Origin of the sequence: Mesorhizobium sp. M1217, assembly GCF_040318275.1 — a bacterium.
Lineage (GTDB): Bacteria > Pseudomonadota > Alphaproteobacteria > Rhizobiales > Rhizobiaceae > Mesorhizobium.
Map to the genome: position 1 here is coordinate 211,961 of NZ_JAMYMA010000005.1, position 15,811 is coordinate 227,771.

Below are 15,811 nucleotides of genomic sequence, written 5' to 3' on the forward strand. Positions count from 1 at the left end.
CGTGGCACAGCGGAGATGCTGGCCAGCATCGTCAGCCGGCGCGCTTCTTTTCGGTCGCTGCCTGGTCAATCGCCAACCCGTTCGCCGACAGCGCGACGCCGAACTTTTCGCCGGCTTCTGCGGGTGTGTAATAGCCTAGGGCGATATCCCGAGCGACCAATTCCGGATCACGCTGCCAGGGATTGCCGTAGCCGCCGCCGCCCGGCGTGCCAACGCGCACGCGGTCGCCGGCCCTCAGCGTGATGTCCTGTTCCTTGGAGAGGTGCGGCGGCACATGCGCCTCACCGTCGCGGAACACGGTCACCGTGTTGACCGCGCCGTCCTTGCCGCCGAGCGCGCCTTGCGGGCCGAAACGGCCATGGTCCATGACGAAGGAGGCGCGGGCGTCGCCACGCAGGATCTCGACCTCATAAGCGAGCCCAAAACCGCCGCGATGCTTGCCGGCGCCGCCCGAGCCTTCGCGCAACGCATAGTGGCGATAGAGCACAGGGAAAGCCTGTTCCATGATCTCGACCGGCGGCGATTTGGAAATGCCGATGGTCGAGCAGCCATTGGTCAGGCCATCATGATCGGCATTGCCGCCATAGCCGCCGCCGGATATCTGGTACATGACGTAGTCGCGGCCACGGAGCGGATCGTTGCCGCCGAGCGCGAAATTGCCGCTGGAGCCGGCGGGAGCCGCAGTCACCCTGTCCGGCAGCGCCTGCACCATGGCCGCGAACACCGCCTCGGCGATGCGCTGCGAAACCTCGGCCGCGCAGCCCGATACCGGCCGCGGATATTTGGCATCGAGGAAGGTGCCTTCTGGCCGCTTGACGATGAGCGGCTCGAAGGCGCCGGCGCTGATCGGCACGTCGGGGAAAATGTGGCGCATGGCGAGGTAGACCGAGGACAAGGTCGTCGCCAGCACGCTGTTCATCGGCCCGGCGCAGGGTTTTGACGAGCCTGAGAAGTCGAAGCGGAGCGTGTCGCCTTTTTTCTCGACGGCAAGCGCAATGGTCAGCGGCTCGTTCACCACCCCATCGGAATCGACGAAGGCCTGCGACCGGTAGATGCCATCGGGAATTGCCGCGATGTTGGCACGCATCTGTTCAGCGGCCCGGCGCCGCAATTCGGCGATTGCTTCGACGACCGTTTCGTCTCCGTAACGATCCAAAATGCCGTTGAGCCGGTCCTGGCCGATCAGCAGTGCTGCCGCTTGCGCGCGGATGTCGCCGATGCGCTGGTCGGCAACCCTGATGTTCGAGCAGATGATGGCGTAGATCTCAGGGTCGAGCACGCCCTTCTTGAACAATTTCACCGGCGGCAGCCGCAAGCCTTCCTGCTCCACCGCAGTCGCCGAGGCGGAGAAGCCGCCCGGCACCGAACCGCCAATGTCGGGCCAATGGCCGGTGTTCGACAGCCAGCAGAATATCTTGCCGTCGCGATAGACCGGCATGGCGAAGCGCACATCCATCAGATGGGTGCCGCCGAGATAGGGATCGTTGACGATGTAGATATCGCCCGGCTCGGGCGGCAGGCAGCGTCCGTCGGCGATCATCTCGATCACCGTTTTGGTCGAATACTGCATGACGCCGACGAACACCGGCAGGCCCTGGCTGCCTTGCGCGATCAGCGAACCATCGACTGCCGAATAGATGCCGTCGGAGCGGTCATTGGCCTCGGCGATGACGGGCGAGAAAGCGGCGCGCGAAAACGTCAGGTCCATCTCGTCACAGACCTGCTGCAGCGCCGCCTGGAGGACCGAAAGGGTGATGGCGTCGAGCTTTTGCATCTCAGGCCTCACCAATGTCGATGATAATGTTGCCGTCGGCATCCGAGCGCGCCCGGTCGCCGGGCTCGAGCACGGTTGTGGCATCCATCTGTTCGAGGATCGCCGGGCCTTCGATGATGGGGTCGAGCGGCAACTTTTCCCTACTGTAGACCGGCGTGTCGTACCAGCGCCCGCCATACCAGACCGGCCGGATCTCGCGCCGCGCCTCTTCGAGCGTTTTGGCGCGGCCAGCCGGATCGATCAGCCGCGACAGATCGATCGCCGGCCGCACGCCGGTCACCGAGGTGTTGAGATTGACCAGATTGGCGCGGATTTCCGGCAGCTCGACCTTGAAGCGGGCGAAATAGGCCTTCTCGAACAGTTGCTGCAGGACCTCGCGCGTCACCGCAGACGACGGCAGCGGCACGTTAATAATATGCGTCTGGCCGACGAACTGCATGTCGGCGGAATGCGTGACGCGGATCGTCTCCGGCTTCACCGCTTCCTTGCCGATCAACTCTTCGCCTTCGTTTCGGTGCCGTTCCAATATAGCTTGGAGCTGGGCTTCATCGAGCCCCGCCACCGGCTGGTTGACCGTGTTGACGAAGTCATGGCGCAGATCGGCGACGACGCAGCCGAGCGCATTGGTAATGCCCGGCCGCGCCGGCACCAGCACCCGCGGCAGGCCGAGCTCGCGCGCCAGGGCGGTCGCATGCAGCGGCCCGGCGCCGCCGAAGGCGAACAGCGCGAAATCGCGCGGGTCGTGACCGCGCGACACCGAGACCATGCGGATGGCGCCCGCCATCTTCATGTTGCCCAGCCGCAGCACCGCACCCGCCGCCTCGACGCCGGACAGGCCGGTAGGTCGCCCGATCCTGTCCTCGAATATGCCCGTGACATGCTCGACGGTGACTGGGTTCTCGACCGCCAGCAGCTTCTTCGGCGCCAGCCGGCCGAGCACCAGATTGGCGTCGGTGATGGTCGGCTCCAAGCCGCCGCGGCCGTAGCAGATCGGCCCGGGATTGGCGCCGGCGCTTTCCGGGCCGATCTGGATCAGGCCGGCTGCATCGACGCGGGCGATCGAGCCGCCGCCGGCGCCGACTGTATGCACCGCCACCATCGGCACATGGATCGGCATCGCATATTCGATCTCGATCTCGTTCGACACCGCCGGTTCGGCATTGCGGATCAGCGCCACGTCGGTCGAGGTGCCGCCCATGTCGTAGGTGACCAGGTTTTCGAAGCCGGCGCGCTTGCCGGTATAGGCCGCGGCAATGACGCCGGAGGCGGGGCCGGACATAACGGTCTTGGCCGATTCACGTGTGACAAAGCGGGCCGAGATCATGCCGCCATTGCCGTTCATGATCAGGAAGTCGCGGGCGTAGCCTTTTGACGCCAGCTCCTTGCGCAGCCGTTCGACGTAGCGTTCGAGGATCGGTTGCACCGAGGCGTTGACCGAAGCGGTCACCCCGCGCTCGAATTCGCGCGCTTCCGAAAGCAGCGCATGGCCTGTCGTGATGTAGCCGTTCGGCCAAAGCTCGGCGCCGATCTCGGCCGCGCGCCGCTCATGCGCCGGGTTGGCGTAGGAATGCAGGAAATGGATGACGAGCGATTCGCAGCCGGCTTCGATCAGTTGTGAAATCGCTGCCCGCATCTCGGCCTCGTCGAGCGGTATGCGCACCGCGCCCGAGGCCTCGACCCGCTCCGACACTTCGAGCCGCAGATTGCGCGGAATGATCGGCACAAAGGTGCCTGTCATGCCATAGGCTTGCGGCCGTGTCCGCCGGCCAAGCTCGATGACGTCACGAAAGCCGCGCGTGGTGATCATGCCGGTTTTGGCCAGCCGGCGCTCCAGCACCGCGTTGGTTGTGGTCGTCGTGCCGTGCACGATGAGGTCGATGCCGTCCACGCGAAAGCCGGTGGCACCAAGAGCTGCAACGACGCCGAAAGCCTGGTTGTCGACCGTGGTCGGGGTCTTGGCGATATGCACCCGGCCACCATCACGGCCGTCGATCAGAAGCAGATCGGTAAAGGTGCCACCGACATCGATACCGGCGACGACGCTGCCCCTCGAATCCAGAGCTTGCGCCGAAAAATTCTGTTCCATTGTCGAAACCCGAAATGCCCGAACTGCTTACATGCCTCAGTTTGGAAAGCTGTTTTACGGCGACGTCTTGACGCAAATATCGTTTGTATACTAATAAATTCCGGACACAAGAGCTTACCGCTTCGGAGTGTGCAAGGGCACGCAGGAACCTGACCGGTTCGGGCGCGCAGGTGATAATTTGGCCCGGCGCTGAGCTGGCCCAGAAGGTTAGGTTTGATGAACACCACATCCGCGTTCAGCACCGTCGGCGCCCGGCCGTTGCAGTTCCCGATACCGGCCAATGTCTATGCCGAAACCGTGGTCTCGGTGAAGCACTATACCGACCGGCTGTTTTCGTTCCGCATCACCCGGCCGCAGTCGCTGCGCTTCCGCTCCGGCGAGTTCGTCATGATCGGCCTGCCCAATGCCGAGAAGCCGGTGTTCCGCGCCTATTCGATCGCCAGCCCGTCCTGGGACGACGAGCTGGAATTCTTCTCGATCAAGGTGCCGGACGGCCCGCTTACCTCGGAGCTGCAGAAGATCCAGATCGGCGATACCGTCATCATGCGGCAGAAGTCGACCGGCACGCTGGTGGTCGACGCGCTGACGCCGGCCAAGCGCCTGTTCATGATCTCGACCGGCACCGGCATTGCGCCCTTCGCCAGCCTGCTGCGCGATCCCGACACCTATGAGAAGTTCGGTGAAGTCGTGCTGACCCACACCTGCCGCGACAATGCCGAGCTCATCTACGGCCAGGAGCTGGTGGCCGCGCTGGAGAACGACCCGCTGATCGGCGAACTGACCGGCGGCCGCGTCACGCTCTATAATTCGACGACGCGTGAGACGTCCGAACGCATGGGCCGCATCACCGCGCTGATCGGCTCGGGCAAATTCTACACCGATCTCGGCATCGACAAGCTCAATCCCGAGACCGATCGCATCATGATCTGCGGCTCGATGCATATGCTGAAAGACGTGAAGGAACTGGCCGAAAGCCTCGACTTCCAGGAAGGCTCGCTGCATCATCCGGCAAGCTTCGTAGTCGAGCGCGCCTTCGTCGGCTGAGACGCGGCAGTTCAGCGTCCACTGCTTTGAGACCCTGATTTTGACCGGACGGTCAAAAATCGGCTGCCTTGACTGTCTTTTTCCGCTATGACCGCCTGAAGGACTCGTGAAGCGCTGCTTCACGGTCTATCTTCGGCATAAGTCGCTGAACAAGGGGCAGGAGATGAGCAGCACAATCCGCGAAACCGATCTCGGCACGTCCAAGATCACGCCGCTGCCGGCGCGCGCCGCCGCCAATGCGCCGATGCCGCAGGCCCATGCTATTGCTCGCAATCCCGGCATGAGGCTCGATCTTGGCTTCATGGAATCGATGCGCAGCGTCAACCGCTCGGCGCTGGAACGCCGCGTCGCCAGCCTGACCAAAAGACGCTCGATCAAGGCCGATAACCAGGCTGCCTGGCTGCTGCGTGCCGTCGCCTGCATGGACCTGACGACGCTGAACTCGAACGACACAGAAGAGCGCGTGCGCCGGCTCTGTGCCAAGGCGGTCAACCCATTCCGCCGCGACATTGCCGAGGGGCTCGGCATTACCGGCGAAAATATCCGCCCGGCGGCGGTCTGCGTCTATCATCCCTTCGTCGCCACTGCCGTCGAAGCACTGCGCGGCAGCGGCATCCGTGTCGCCGCCGTTTCCACGGCTTTCCCGCATGGCCTTGCCCCGCTTTCGACACGTCTGCAGGAGATCGAAGCATCGGTCCGGGACGGCGCCGACGAGATCGACGTCGTCATTCCGCGCGGTCTGGTATTCGGGGCGAAATGGCAGGAGCTCTATAACGAGATCGTCTCGATGCGGGCCGCCTGCGGCGAGGCGCATTTGAAGGTGATCCTCGGCACAGGCGACCTCGCCACGCTGCGCAATGTCATGCTCGCCTCGATGGTGGCGATGATGGCGGGTGCCGATTTCATCAAGACCTCGACCGGCAAGGAAAGCGTCAACGCGACGCTGCCGGTTGGCCTTGCAATGGTGCGCGCCATCCGCGCCTATTTCGAGGAAACCGGCTATCTCATCGGCTTCAAGCCGGCCGGTGGCATTTCCACGACAAAAGCCTCGCTCGATTGGCTGGTGCTGATGAAAGAAGAACTGGGCCGGCCCTGGTTGGAGCCGGAGCTGTTCCGCTTCGGAGCATCGAGCCTTTTGACCGACATCGAGCGCCAGCTCGAGCATCACCTGACCGGCCACTACTCGGCCAATCATCGCCACGCAATGGCGTGATTCGGAGCGCTTCATGAACATTCTCGAACGCTATCACGCCATGGATTACGGCCCGGCGCCGGAGGCCCGCAACGAGGCCGATGCCTGGCTGACGACCCGTGATTTCTCGAAAGCCCTGTTCATTGGCGGCGACTGGAAAGCAGCTGCAAATGGAAAGACCTTCGACACCAGCGATCCCGCCTCCGGCAAACTGCTGGCCAAGGTCTCGGATGCCGGTGCTGCCGATATCGATGCGGCGGTTTCGGCCGCCACAAAAGCGCTGCCGAAATGGAGCGCCAGCACCGGTTATCAACGCGCCAAAGTGCTCTATGCCATCGGCCGCGCCATGCAGCGCCACCAACGGCTGTTCGCGGTGCTGGAATCGATCGACAACGGCAAGCCGATCCGCGAAAGCCGCGACGTCGACGTGCCGCTGGCGATCCGTCATTTCATCCATCATGCCGGCTGGGCGCAGGCGCTGGACAGGGACTTTCCAGCCCATAAGGGCGTCGGCGTCGTCGGCCAGATCATCCCCTGGAATTTCCCACTTTTGATGCTGGCCTGGAAGATCGCGCCGGCGCTCGCTGCGGGCTGCACTGTGGTGCTCAAACCCGCGGAATTCACGCCGCTCACCGCGATCCTGTTCGCCGAAATCTGCGAGCGCGCCGGCGTGCCGAAGGGCGTCGTCAACATCGTCCAGGGCGGGCCGGAGGCGGGTGGGGCAATCGTCAACCATCCCGGCATCCAGAAGATCGCCTTCACCGGTTCGTCCGAGGTCGGCAAGATCATCCGCAAGGCCACCGCCGGTTCGGGCAAGAAACTTTCGCTGGAGCTTGGCGGCAAGTCGGCCTTCGTCGTTTTCGAGGATGCCGATCTCGACAGCGCCGTCGAGGGTCTGGTCGACGGCATCTGGTTCAACCAGGGCCAGGTCTGCTGTGCCGGCTCGCGCCTTCTGGTGCAGGAAGGCATCGCCGACGCCTTCATCGCCAAGGTCAAGACGCGGATGAGCCGGCTGCGCGTCGGCAGCCCGCTCGACAAGAACACCGATATCGGCCCGCTGGTCGATTTGACCCAACTCGACCGCGTCAAGGGCCTGATTGCCGAAGGCGCCAAGCAGGGCGCGATATGCTGGCAGCCGGACTCGGCACTGCCCGCCTCGGGCTATTACCATCTGCCAACGCTGGCGACAGGTGTTTCGCCGGCTAACATTCTGGCCCAGGAAGAGGTGTTCGGGCCGGTGCTGGCGACCATGACCTTCCGCAATACCGAGGAAGCGGTCGAGCTCGCCAACAACACACGCTATGGCCTGGCCGCCTCGGTGTGGAGCGAGAACATCAATCTTGCGCTGCACGTCGCGCCGCAATTGAAGGCCGGCGTCGTCTGGGTCAACGGCACCAACATGTTCGACGCCGCCTGCGGCTTCGGCGGCTATCGCGAGAGCGGCTTCGGCCGCGAAGGCGGGCGCGAGGGCATGTTCGAGTATCTCTCGGCAAAACTGCCGCTCGGCCCGATCATCAAACCGGCTGTGGCCACTGCCCAGCCCATCGAGCGCCCGGAAGGCGATGCCATCGACCGCACGGCAAAGCTGTTCATCGGCGGTAAGCAGGTCCGGCCGGACGGCAATTATTCCCTTGCCGTCGCCAGCGCCAAGGGCAAGCTCGCCGGCGAGGTCGGTCTCGGCAACCGCAAGGATATCCGCGACGCCGTCGCGGCCGCGCGCGCCTGCAAGGCCTGGCCGGAAGCGACCGCCTACAATCGCAGCCAGGTGCTTTACTATCTGGCCGAAAACCTGTCCGGCCGCGCCGACGAGTTTGCCGCCCGTCTGACCCAGCTCACCGGCGCGACGGCCAAGGCGGCGGGTGAAGAGGTCGAGCTGTCGATCGAGCGGCTGTTCCTCTATGCCGGGCTTGCGGACAAGTTCGAGGGCCGCGTCCACCAGCCGCCGGCCCGCGCCGTCACATTGGCGCTGCACGAACCGGTCGGCGTCGTCGGCATCGTCGCGTGGGACAACGCACCTTTGCTCGGCCTGATCTCGCTGGTTGCGCCGGCGCTCGCCATGGGCAACACCGTGGTCGCCGTGCCGGCCGAACGATATCCACTGCTTGCCACCGACCTTTACCAGGTCATCGAATATTCCGACGTTCCGGCGGGCGCCATCAATATCGTTACGGGCCGTAGCGCCGAGCTGGCCGGCGTGCTCGCCAAGCACGACGATGTCGACGGGCTCTGGATGTTCGCCGATGCCGAGACCTGTGCCAAGGCGGAGGCCGAGTCCATCGGCAATCTCAAGCGTGTCTGGACCGGCAACGGCCACAGCCTCGACTGGGCGTCGAGCGAAGCAGCCGGCGATGCCTTGCTGCGCCGTGCGATCGAAGTCAAGAACGTCTGGGTGCCCTACGGCGACTGAGTGTCCCGGAGGGACGTCCGGGCTTGACGGGCCAAAAGATGTTCTTTACCGAGAAAAAACATTTGGCCGGCAGGGCGAATATCGAAACAGGCGGGATGGTAGCGCCCTTCTGGCACATTGCGCCCCGGCCTTGTGCCGGTAAAAAGCCGAACGACCACAGACAGGCGAGGAGAAAAGCATGGCGGATCTGACAGGCAAGGTCGTTGTCGTCACGGCGGCGGCGCAAGGCATCGGCCGGGCAAGTGCGCTGGCTTTCGCCAAGGCCGGCGCCGTCGTCCATGCCACCGACATCAACGAAGTGGTGCTCGCCGACCTCGGCAAGACCCCCGGTATCAAGACCCGCAAGCTGGATGTGCTAAACGACGAGGCGGTGAACGCCGCTTTTGCCGAGATCGGCGTCGTCGACGTGCTGTTCAACTGCGCCGGCTTCGTCCATTCCGGCTCGATCCTCGAGATGAAGGACGGCGATCTCGACTTTGCCTATGATCTCAATGTCCGCTCGATGATCCGCACCATCCGCGCCGTGCTGCCCGGCATGCTGGAGCGCGGCGACGGCTCGATCATCAACATGGCGTCGCTGGCCAGCTCGACCAAGGGCGTGCCCAACCGTTTCGTCTACGGCCTGACCAAGGCGGCCGTTATCGGCCTGACCAAATCGGTTGCCGCCGACTATGTCGGCAAGGGCATACGCTGCAATGCGATCTGCCCGGGCACGGTCGAAAGCCCGTCGCTGCACGACCGCATGCACGCGCAGGGCGACTACGAAGCAGCCCGCGCCGCCTTCATCGCCCGTCAGCCGATGGGCCGGCTCGGCACGCCCGAGGAAATCGCCGACCTCGCCGTCTATCTCGCCGGTGCCACCTATACGTCGGGGCAGGCCTATAATATCGACGGTGGCTGGTCGATCTAGGAGTCTGAAAATCCAATTCTGCCGGGCGCCTGGCGCGGCGTCCGCGCTTGCCTAGGCTCACGTACTTTAAGTACGCTCCGCTCCGGTCCTCGAAACCCACGCCATTCGCCGCAGCGGAGCGAGTTTGCAAACGGCCTCTGGTCGCAACTGGGAGAAAAAACTGCATGAAACTGCTGCGCTATGGCGAGGCGGGGAGCGAACGCCCTGGCCTCCTTGATGCGGATGGAACGATCCGCGACCTCTCCGCCCATGTCACCGACATTGCCGGCAAGGCGATCGACCCGGCATCGCTCGAAACATTGTCGAAGCTCGATCCGAAATCGCTGCCGGCGGTTTCCGGCAAGCCGCGGATCGGCGCCTGCGTCGCCGGCACCGGCAAATTCATCTGCATCGGTCTCAACTATTCCGACCACGCCGCCGAGACCGGCGCTACCGTGCCGCCGGAGCCGATCATCTTCATGAAGGCAAGCTCGGCTATTGTCGGGCCGAATGACGACGTGCTGATCCCGCGCGGCTCGGTCAAGACCGACTGGGAGGTCGAGCTCGGCGTGGTCATCGGCAGAAAAGCGAAGTATGTCACCGAGGCCGAGGCGCTGGATTATATCGCCGGCTATTGCGTCGCGCATGACGTCTCCGAGCGCGCCTTCCAGGCTGAGCGCCAGGGCCAGTGGACCAAGGGCAAGAGCTGCGACACGTTCGGGCCGATCGGTCCGTGGCTGGTGACCAAGGACGAGGTCAAAGACCCGCAGAACATTCCGATGTGGCTGACGGTCAACGGCAAGACGATGCAAAACGGCTCGACCAACACCATGGTCTTCGGCGTCGCTTATCTCGTGTCCTATCTCAGCCAGTTCATGTCGCTGCACCCCGGCGACATCATCTCGACCGGCACGCCGCCCGGCGTCGGCCTCGGCATGAAGCCGCCGGTGTTCCTGAAGCCCGGCGACGTCGTGGAACTCGGCATCGAAGGGTTGGGGGTACAGAAGCAGACGTTCAAAGCGGACGCGTAGGCGCTCTTCCTTCTCGCCATGTGGGAGAAGGAAAGGAGGCGCTACTTCATCACCCTCCCATCAGTTCCAAACCGGTACGTCTTCGCCGGATCCGGCGTCGCGTAGAGCGTGGCACCAGGTTCGGCATTGTAGACGCCAAAAATGCGCACGGTGATCAAGCCGGCCTTCTCGCAGTCGAGATAGAGGTTGGTGTCGGCGCCGAGGTGCTCGGCATGCACGACCGTGCCTTTCCAGGCGCCGGATTTGGGATCGACGGTCAAATGTTCGGGCCGGACGCCGATGGTCTTTGCCGTTTCGCCAAGCCTGGTGCCGTCGACGAAATTCATCTTCGGTGAGCCGATGAAGCCGGCGACGAATTCATTTGCCGGCGAATTGTAAAGCTCCATCGGGCCGCCGATCTGCTCGATCTTGCCTGCGTTGAGGACCACAATCTTGTCGGCCAGCGTCATCGCCTCGACCTGGTCGTGGGTGACATAGATCATCGTCGCCTTCAGCCGACGGTGCAGCTGGGCGATCTCCAGCCTGGTGTTGACGCGCAGTGCGGCATCGAGGTTCGACAGCGGCTCGTCGAACAGAAAAAGCTTGGGTTCGCGCACCACGGCGCGGCCAATGGCGACGCGTTGACGCTGGCCGCCGGACAATTCGGCCGGGCGCCTTTCGAGGTAGGGCTCCAGCGACAGCATCGACGAGGCGATGCCGATGCGGCGGTCGATCTCGGCCGCCGGCGTGCCCGCCTGCTTGAGGCCGAGGCCCATATTGTTCTTCACCGTCAGATGCGGGTAGAGCGCATAGGTCTGGAACACCATGGCGATGCCGCGCTTGGCCGGCGGCGTGGCGGAAACGTCCGCCCCGTCGATGACCACGCGGCCCGAGGTCGAGTCCTCCAGCCCGGCAATGACCCTGAGCAGCGTCGACTTTCCGCAGCCGGATGGACCGACGAAGACGACGAACTCGCCATCCGTCACCTCGAGGTTGATGCCCTTCAGCACCTCGACCGGCCCGAAGGCCTTTTTCACGTTCTCGATGTTCAGCGAGCCCACGGCTTCGTCCCTGTTCTAGAGTTTCACGGCGAGGCCGCTGCGCACGCTCTCGTCGGCGGCAAGGCAGACGGCGAGCGACTTCACCGCGTCGTCCATGTGGCGGCCAAGATCGAGGTCCTCGCGGATCGCCTTCAGCACAAACGCCTGTTCGAGGTCACAGAGGTCCTGATGGCCGGGCTCGCCTTCCATCGACAGCATCTCGTCCGGTTTGGCGAACTTGCCGTCCGCGCCGGTTGCAGCACTGTGCAGGCGGATGGTCGAGGTCTTGGTGTGGGTGTCGATGTCGTCGGACCTGACGCCCTCCTTCATGACGATCGACACGCAGCCGTTGGGCGAGATCACGTCTTTGACGAAGAAAGCCGTCTCCGAAATCATCGGCCCCCAGCCGGCCTCGTACCAGCCGACCGAACCGTCGTCGAACAGCACCTGCAGGTGGCCGTAATTGTACATCGTGGGCGCAATCTCGTCGCTCAGCCGCAGCCCCATACCGCGCACCTCGACCGGCCTGGCGTCGGTGATCTGCAGCATCACGTCGAGATAATGCACGCCGCAGTCGACGATCGGCGACGTCGTTTGCATCAGCTGCTTGTGCGTCTCCCAGCTGTGTCCGGAGGATTGCTGGTTGAGATTCATGCGGAACACGTACGGGCCGCCGAGCTTCCGCGCCTCGGCGATCAGCCTGATCCAGGACGGGTGGTGGCGCAGGATGTAGCCGATCACCAGTTTCTTGCCGTTGGCCTTGGCCGCGGCTACGACGCGTTCTGCGTCCGCGACCGTCGTTGCCAGCGGCTTTTCGACAAAGACGTGGCAGCCAGCCTCGAATGCCTTGACCGCATAATCGGCATGGCTGTCGGAATAGGTGGCGATGCAGGCGACGTCAGGCCGTTCGTCACGCAGCGCCTCGTCGAATGAACGCCGGATGCCATAGCTCGAAAGCCCTTCCGGCAGCGGCACATCCGAGCGGTTGACCAGTGCGGTAATCTGGAAGCCCGGGTTGGTGTGATAGGCCAGCGCATGGCTGCGCCCCATATTGCCGAGCCCGGCGACGACGACGCGAAGGGGTGTTTGCGAACTCACTTGACCGCTCCCGAAGTGATGCCGCGGATCAGCTGCCGCGAGAAGATGACGTAGAGGATCAGCACCGGCATGATCGCCAGCGACAGTGCGGCCAGAATGGCGTTCCAGTTGGTGACAAACTGGCCGAGGAACAGCTGCGCGCCGAGCGTCACCGTCTTGGTCTCCTCCGACGGCGCCAGGATCAGCGGGAACCACAGGTCGTTCCAGATCGGGATCATGGTGAAGACCGCGACCGTCGCCATCGATGGCCGCACAAGCGGCAGCACCAGCCGGAAGAAGATGGTGTATTCGGACAGGCCGTCGATCCTGCCGGCATTCTTCAGATCGTCGGAGACTTGCTTCATGAATTCCGACAGGATGAAGACGGCGAGCGGCAGGCCTTGCGCCGTGTAGACCAGGATCAGCGCCGTCAGCGTGTTGACCAGCCCGCTCGCCACCATCAGCTGCAGGATGGCGACGGTGCCGAGGCGGATCGGGATCATGATGCCGAGCGCCAGGTAAAGCCCCATCAGCGAATTGCCGCGGAAGCGGTATTCCGACAGCGCGAAAGCCGCCATGGCGCCGAACAGAAGCACGAAGAACAGCGAGGCGACGGTGACGACAAGGCTATTCTGGAAATAGTGGATGAAGTCGCCCTGGCCGATCACCGTGGTGTAGCCGATCAAGTCGAAGGTCCCTGGCGTCGGCGGCGTCAGCGGCGCGCCGAAGATACCGGCACGTGATTTGAACGAATTCATGATCACGAGGATCACCGGAAACAGCGCGATCGCGGTGTAGGTCAGAAGGATCGCATGCGCGCCGATGGTGCGGGGCAGCGAACGGGTTGCGGTGCTCATGGTCACGCTCCCCTAAAACTGGTAGCGACGCAAGCGCGTCTGCACGAGGAATAGGTAGACGCAGACGCCGCCGAGGATGATCAGGAACATCATCGTGGCGATCGCCGCGCCCATATTGGGGTCGCCGACCTGCAGCTGGAAACCGAAGAAGGCGCGGTAGAGGAAGGTGCCGAGGATATCGGTCGAATAGTTCGGCCCGGCCAAGGCGCCTTGCGCCGTGTAGATCAGGTCGAAAGCGTTGAAATTGCCGACAAAGGTCAGGATCGAGATAATGCCGATCGACGGCAGGATGAGCGGCAGCTTGATCTTCCAGAATTGCGCCATGCCGGTGATGCCGTCGCATTCGGCGGCCTCGATCACCTCTTCGGGGATGGACAGCAGTGCCGCATAGATCAGCATCATCGGGATGCCGACGAACTGCCACACTGAGATCAGGCTGAGCGCGGTCAGTGCATATTGCGCCTTGCCGAGCCAGGGCGTGAACAGGCTTTTCAGGCCGACAAGGTCCATCATATGCGGCGCCACGCCCCATAGCGGCGACAGTATCAGCTTCCAGGCGAAGCCGACGATAACGAAGGACAGGATCGTCGGCACGAAGATTGCCGTGCGGTAGAAGGCGGAAAACCGCAATCGGGGGCTGGACAGAAGTGCTGCCAAAAGGACGCCGATCGGGTTCTGCACCAGCATGTGGATGATGAAGAACCAGACATTGTTCCGCAGCGCGTTCCAGAAATTGACCGACCAGTTGGGATCACCGAACAGCATGCGGAAATTTTCCAGTCCGACGAACACCTGCGACTGGTTGATGTTGCGGAACAGCGACAGCTGCAGCGTGCCGGCCAGCGGCAAGATCATGATCGCCGTGTAGACCAGCAACGCCGGTGCCAGGAAAACGCCGATATGCCAGCGGAACGGTCTTTTCGGTGCTGCGGCCATGCGTTCGGTCCCCGCCGATCAGGTCTTGCTATTGCCGTCAAAAGCCACGGCGCCTCCCTCCCCCTCGAGGGGAGGGTGCCTCGCGAAGCGAGGCGGGTGGGGTCGGCCGAGGCAGCGCGCCATCGTCGTTCGACCGTGCTTTCCAGCAACGATCAAGCTGCCGCCTGCCTCGACCGACCCCCTCTGTCGCCTTTGGCGACATCTCCCCTTCAAGGGGGGAGATATCGCTTCGCCGCGCCTTACTTCGCCGGCTTGTACCAGCTGTCGAGGCCGTCCTGCAGCTTCTTGGCGGCAGCTTCCGGCGTGTCGGTGCCGTTGATGACGTTGGCCGATTCAACCCACGTCTCGTTTTCGAGGTTCGGCGTGCCGCGCGACAGGATCTGGTAGGTCGAGCGGATCGTCGACTTGCACTTGCCGCGCCAAGAGACGAATTCCTGGGCCAGCGGGTCTTCCATCTTCACCGGCGTGTTGTTCAGGCTGAAGAAGCCGGGCAGCGCGTTGGCGTAGATGGTAGCGAAATCCGGCGAGGCCACCCAGGACAGGAAGGTCTTGGCCGCATCCGCGTTCTTCGAGGCCGCATTGAGGCCCATGCCGATATCGGTGTGGTCGGAGATGTAGCAGGTGTCGCCGGCCTTCTGCACCGGCGGCGGGAAGGCGCCCATCTTGAATTGCGCCTGCGTGTTGAACAGGCCAATTTCCCACGAGCCGGCCGGGTAGATGGCGGCGCGGCCGAGCGTGAACAGGTTCTGGCTGTCCGGATAGGTCTGCGCCTCGAAGCCGTCGCCGAGATAGTCCTTCCACTTGGCCAGTTCCTTGTAGGGCTCGACCCACTGCGGATCGGTCAGCTTCTGCTCGCCCTTGATCAGCGCCAGGCGGCCTTCCTCGCCCTTCCAGTAATTCGGGCCGATGTTCTGGTAGCCCATGGTCGCGGCTTCCCAGAGATCCTTGGTGCCCATCGCCATCGGGATGTAGGTGCCGTCGGCCTTGATCTTGTCGAGCGCGGCGTAGAACTCCTCATTGGTCGTCGGCACCTTGATGCCGAGCTTGTCGAAGGCGTCCTTGTTGTAGATGAAGCCATGGATGACCGAGGCCATCGGCACGCAGAAGCTCGACTTGCCGTCGTCGGTCTGCCAGGCGGCCTTGGCAACATCGGAGAAGTTCTCCATGCCGGGCAGCGTCGAGATATCGGCGAGATTGCCCTTCTTGAAGAGTTCCAGCGATTTGTCGAACGGGCGGCAGGTGATCAGGTCGCCGGCCGAGCCGGCGGCGAGCTTGGCGCCGAGGGCGGCGTCATATTCGGTCGGCGCCGACGGTGCGAACACCACCTTGATGCCGGGGTTCTTGGCCTCGAAAGCCGGGATCAGCTTGTCCTTCCAGATGGCAAGGTCGTCGCCGCGCCAGCTTTCGATGTTGAGCGTTACGTCGTCGGCATAAGCCACCCCGGCGGTGCCGAGAATGCTGGTGCCGAGAAGAAGTGCCGTCAGTAGCTTCGTTGTCAT

12 protein-coding genes are annotated in these 15,811 nt (G+C 63.5%); 5 read left to right on the top strand and 7 right to left on the bottom strand.

Annotation, left to right across the window (positions count from 1 at the left end; genetic code table 11):
- Positions 1-31 precede the first annotated feature (31 nt).
- Together NKH37_RS10670 and NKH37_RS10675 are read right to left on the bottom strand one after the other, a co-directional pair.
- A complete protein-coding gene (locus NKH37_RS10670; protein ID WP_353006757.1) occupies positions 32-1,774 on the bottom strand; it encodes a hydantoinase B/oxoprolinase family protein in 1,743 nt (580 codons plus the stop codon).
- A gap of 1 nt (position 1,775) precedes the next feature.
- The gene (locus NKH37_RS10675) at positions 1,776-3,860 is read right to left on the bottom strand and encodes a hydantoinase/oxoprolinase family protein (protein WP_353006755.1); all 2,085 of its coding nucleotides are present in this window, start codon (positions 3,858-3,860) and stop codon (positions 1,776-1,778) included.
- Positions 3,861-4,076: 216 nt separating this feature from the next.
- On the opposite strand from NKH37_RS10675, the gene NKH37_RS10680 reads away from it, so the two are divergent.
- The 5 genes from NKH37_RS10680 to NKH37_RS10700 all read left to right on the top strand — a co-directional run bounded on the left by NKH37_RS10680 (position 4,077) and on the right by NKH37_RS10700 (position 10,423).
- Positions 4,077-4,904, top strand: a complete 828-nt coding sequence (locus NKH37_RS10680; RefSeq protein ID WP_353006752.1) for a ferredoxin--NADP reductase — start codon at positions 4,077-4,079, stop codon at positions 4,902-4,904.
- 163 nt (positions 4,905-5,067) lie between these two features.
- A complete protein-coding gene (gene deoC / locus NKH37_RS10685) occupies positions 5,068-6,117 on the top strand; it encodes a deoxyribose-phosphate aldolase (RefSeq protein WP_352846780.1) in 1,050 nt (349 codons plus the stop codon).
- Positions 6,118-6,130: 13 nt separating this feature from the next.
- On the top strand, positions 6,131-8,503 hold the full coding sequence (locus tag NKH37_RS10690) for an aldehyde dehydrogenase family protein (protein WP_353006750.1): 2,373 nt from the start codon (positions 6,131-6,133) through the stop codon (positions 8,501-8,503).
- Between the two features lie 178 nt (positions 8,504-8,681).
- Positions 8,682-9,413: an SDR family oxidoreductase gene (locus tag NKH37_RS10695; RefSeq protein WP_352791479.1), complete on the top strand. Its 732-nt coding sequence runs from the start codon at positions 8,682-8,684 to the stop codon at positions 9,411-9,413.
- A gap of 164 nt (positions 9,414-9,577) precedes the next feature.
- Complete coding sequence (locus NKH37_RS10700; RefSeq protein ID WP_353006748.1) at positions 9,578-10,423, top strand: fumarylacetoacetate hydrolase family protein; 846 nt, start codon at positions 9,578-9,580, stop codon at positions 10,421-10,423.
- A 41-nt stretch (positions 10,424-10,464) separates the two neighbouring features.
- On the opposite strand, the gene NKH37_RS10705 is transcribed toward NKH37_RS10700, so the two are convergent.
- The 5 genes from NKH37_RS10705 to NKH37_RS10725 all read right to left on the bottom strand — a co-directional run bounded on the left by NKH37_RS10705 (position 10,465) and on the right by NKH37_RS10725 (position 15,811).
- Positions 10,465-11,463 carry an ABC transporter ATP-binding protein gene (locus NKH37_RS10705; protein ID WP_353006746.1) on the bottom strand — a complete coding sequence of 333 codons (999 nt, stop codon included), beginning with the start codon at positions 11,461-11,463 and terminating at the stop codon, positions 10,465-10,467.
- Positions 11,464-11,478: 15 nt separating this feature from the next.
- Entirely contained in the window at positions 11,479-12,540 is a 1,062-nt protein-coding gene (locus NKH37_RS10710; protein WP_023718924.1) for a Gfo/Idh/MocA family protein, read from the bottom strand.
- A complete protein-coding gene (locus tag NKH37_RS10715) occupies positions 12,537-13,376 on the bottom strand; it encodes a carbohydrate ABC transporter permease (protein ID WP_023718923.1) in 840 nt (279 codons plus the stop codon). The genes NKH37_RS10710 and NKH37_RS10715 overlap by 4 nt, the downstream gene beginning before the upstream one ends.
- Positions 13,377-13,388: 12 nt before the next feature.
- Positions 13,389-14,312 carry a carbohydrate ABC transporter permease gene (locus NKH37_RS10720; RefSeq protein ID WP_023718922.1) on the bottom strand — a complete coding sequence of 308 codons (924 nt, stop codon included), beginning with the start codon at positions 14,310-14,312 and terminating at the stop codon, positions 13,389-13,391.
- Positions 14,313-14,551: 239 nt separating this feature from the next.
- Positions 14,552-15,811 carry an ABC transporter substrate-binding protein gene (locus NKH37_RS10725; RefSeq protein WP_023718921.1) on the bottom strand — a complete coding sequence of 420 codons (1,260 nt, stop codon included), beginning with the start codon at positions 15,809-15,811 and terminating at the stop codon, positions 14,552-14,554.

Excerpts from the sequence above, each read along its gene's own strand:
- NKH37_RS10695 (WP_352791479.1), top strand. The coding sequence starts at position 8,682 with ATGGCGGATCTGACAGGCAAGGTCGTTGTCGTCACGGCGGCGGCGCAA.
- NKH37_RS10690 (WP_353006750.1), top strand. The coding sequence starts at position 6,131 with ATGAACATTCTCGAACGCTATCACGCCATGGATTACGGCCCGGCGCCG.
- NKH37_RS10700 (WP_353006748.1), top strand. The coding sequence starts at position 9,578 with ATGAAACTGCTGCGCTATGGCGAGGCGGGGAGCGAACGCCCTGGCCTC.
- NKH37_RS10715 (WP_023718923.1), bottom strand. The coding sequence starts at position 13,376 with ATGAGCACCGCAACCCGTTCGCTGCCCCGCACCATCGGCGCGCATGCG.
- NKH37_RS10670 (WP_353006757.1), bottom strand. The coding sequence starts at position 1,774 with ATGCAAAAGCTCGACGCCATCACCCTTTCGGTCCTCCAGGCGGCGCTG.
- NKH37_RS10720 (WP_023718922.1), bottom strand. The coding sequence starts at position 14,312 with ATGGCCGCAGCACCGAAAAGACCGTTCCGCTGGCATATCGGCGTTTTC.
- NKH37_RS10680 (WP_353006752.1), top strand. The coding sequence starts at position 4,077 with ATGAACACCACATCCGCGTTCAGCACCGTCGGCGCCCGGCCGTTGCAG.
- deoC (WP_352846780.1), top strand. The coding sequence starts at position 5,068 with ATGAGCAGCACAATCCGCGAAACCGATCTCGGCACGTCCAAGATCACG.
- NKH37_RS10675 (WP_353006755.1), bottom strand. The coding sequence starts at position 3,860 with ATGGAACAGAATTTTTCGGCGCAAGCTCTGGATTCGAGGGGCAGCGTC.
- NKH37_RS10725 (WP_023718921.1), bottom strand. The coding sequence starts at position 15,811 with ATGACAACGAAGCTACTGACGGCACTTCTTCTCGGCACCAGCATTCTC.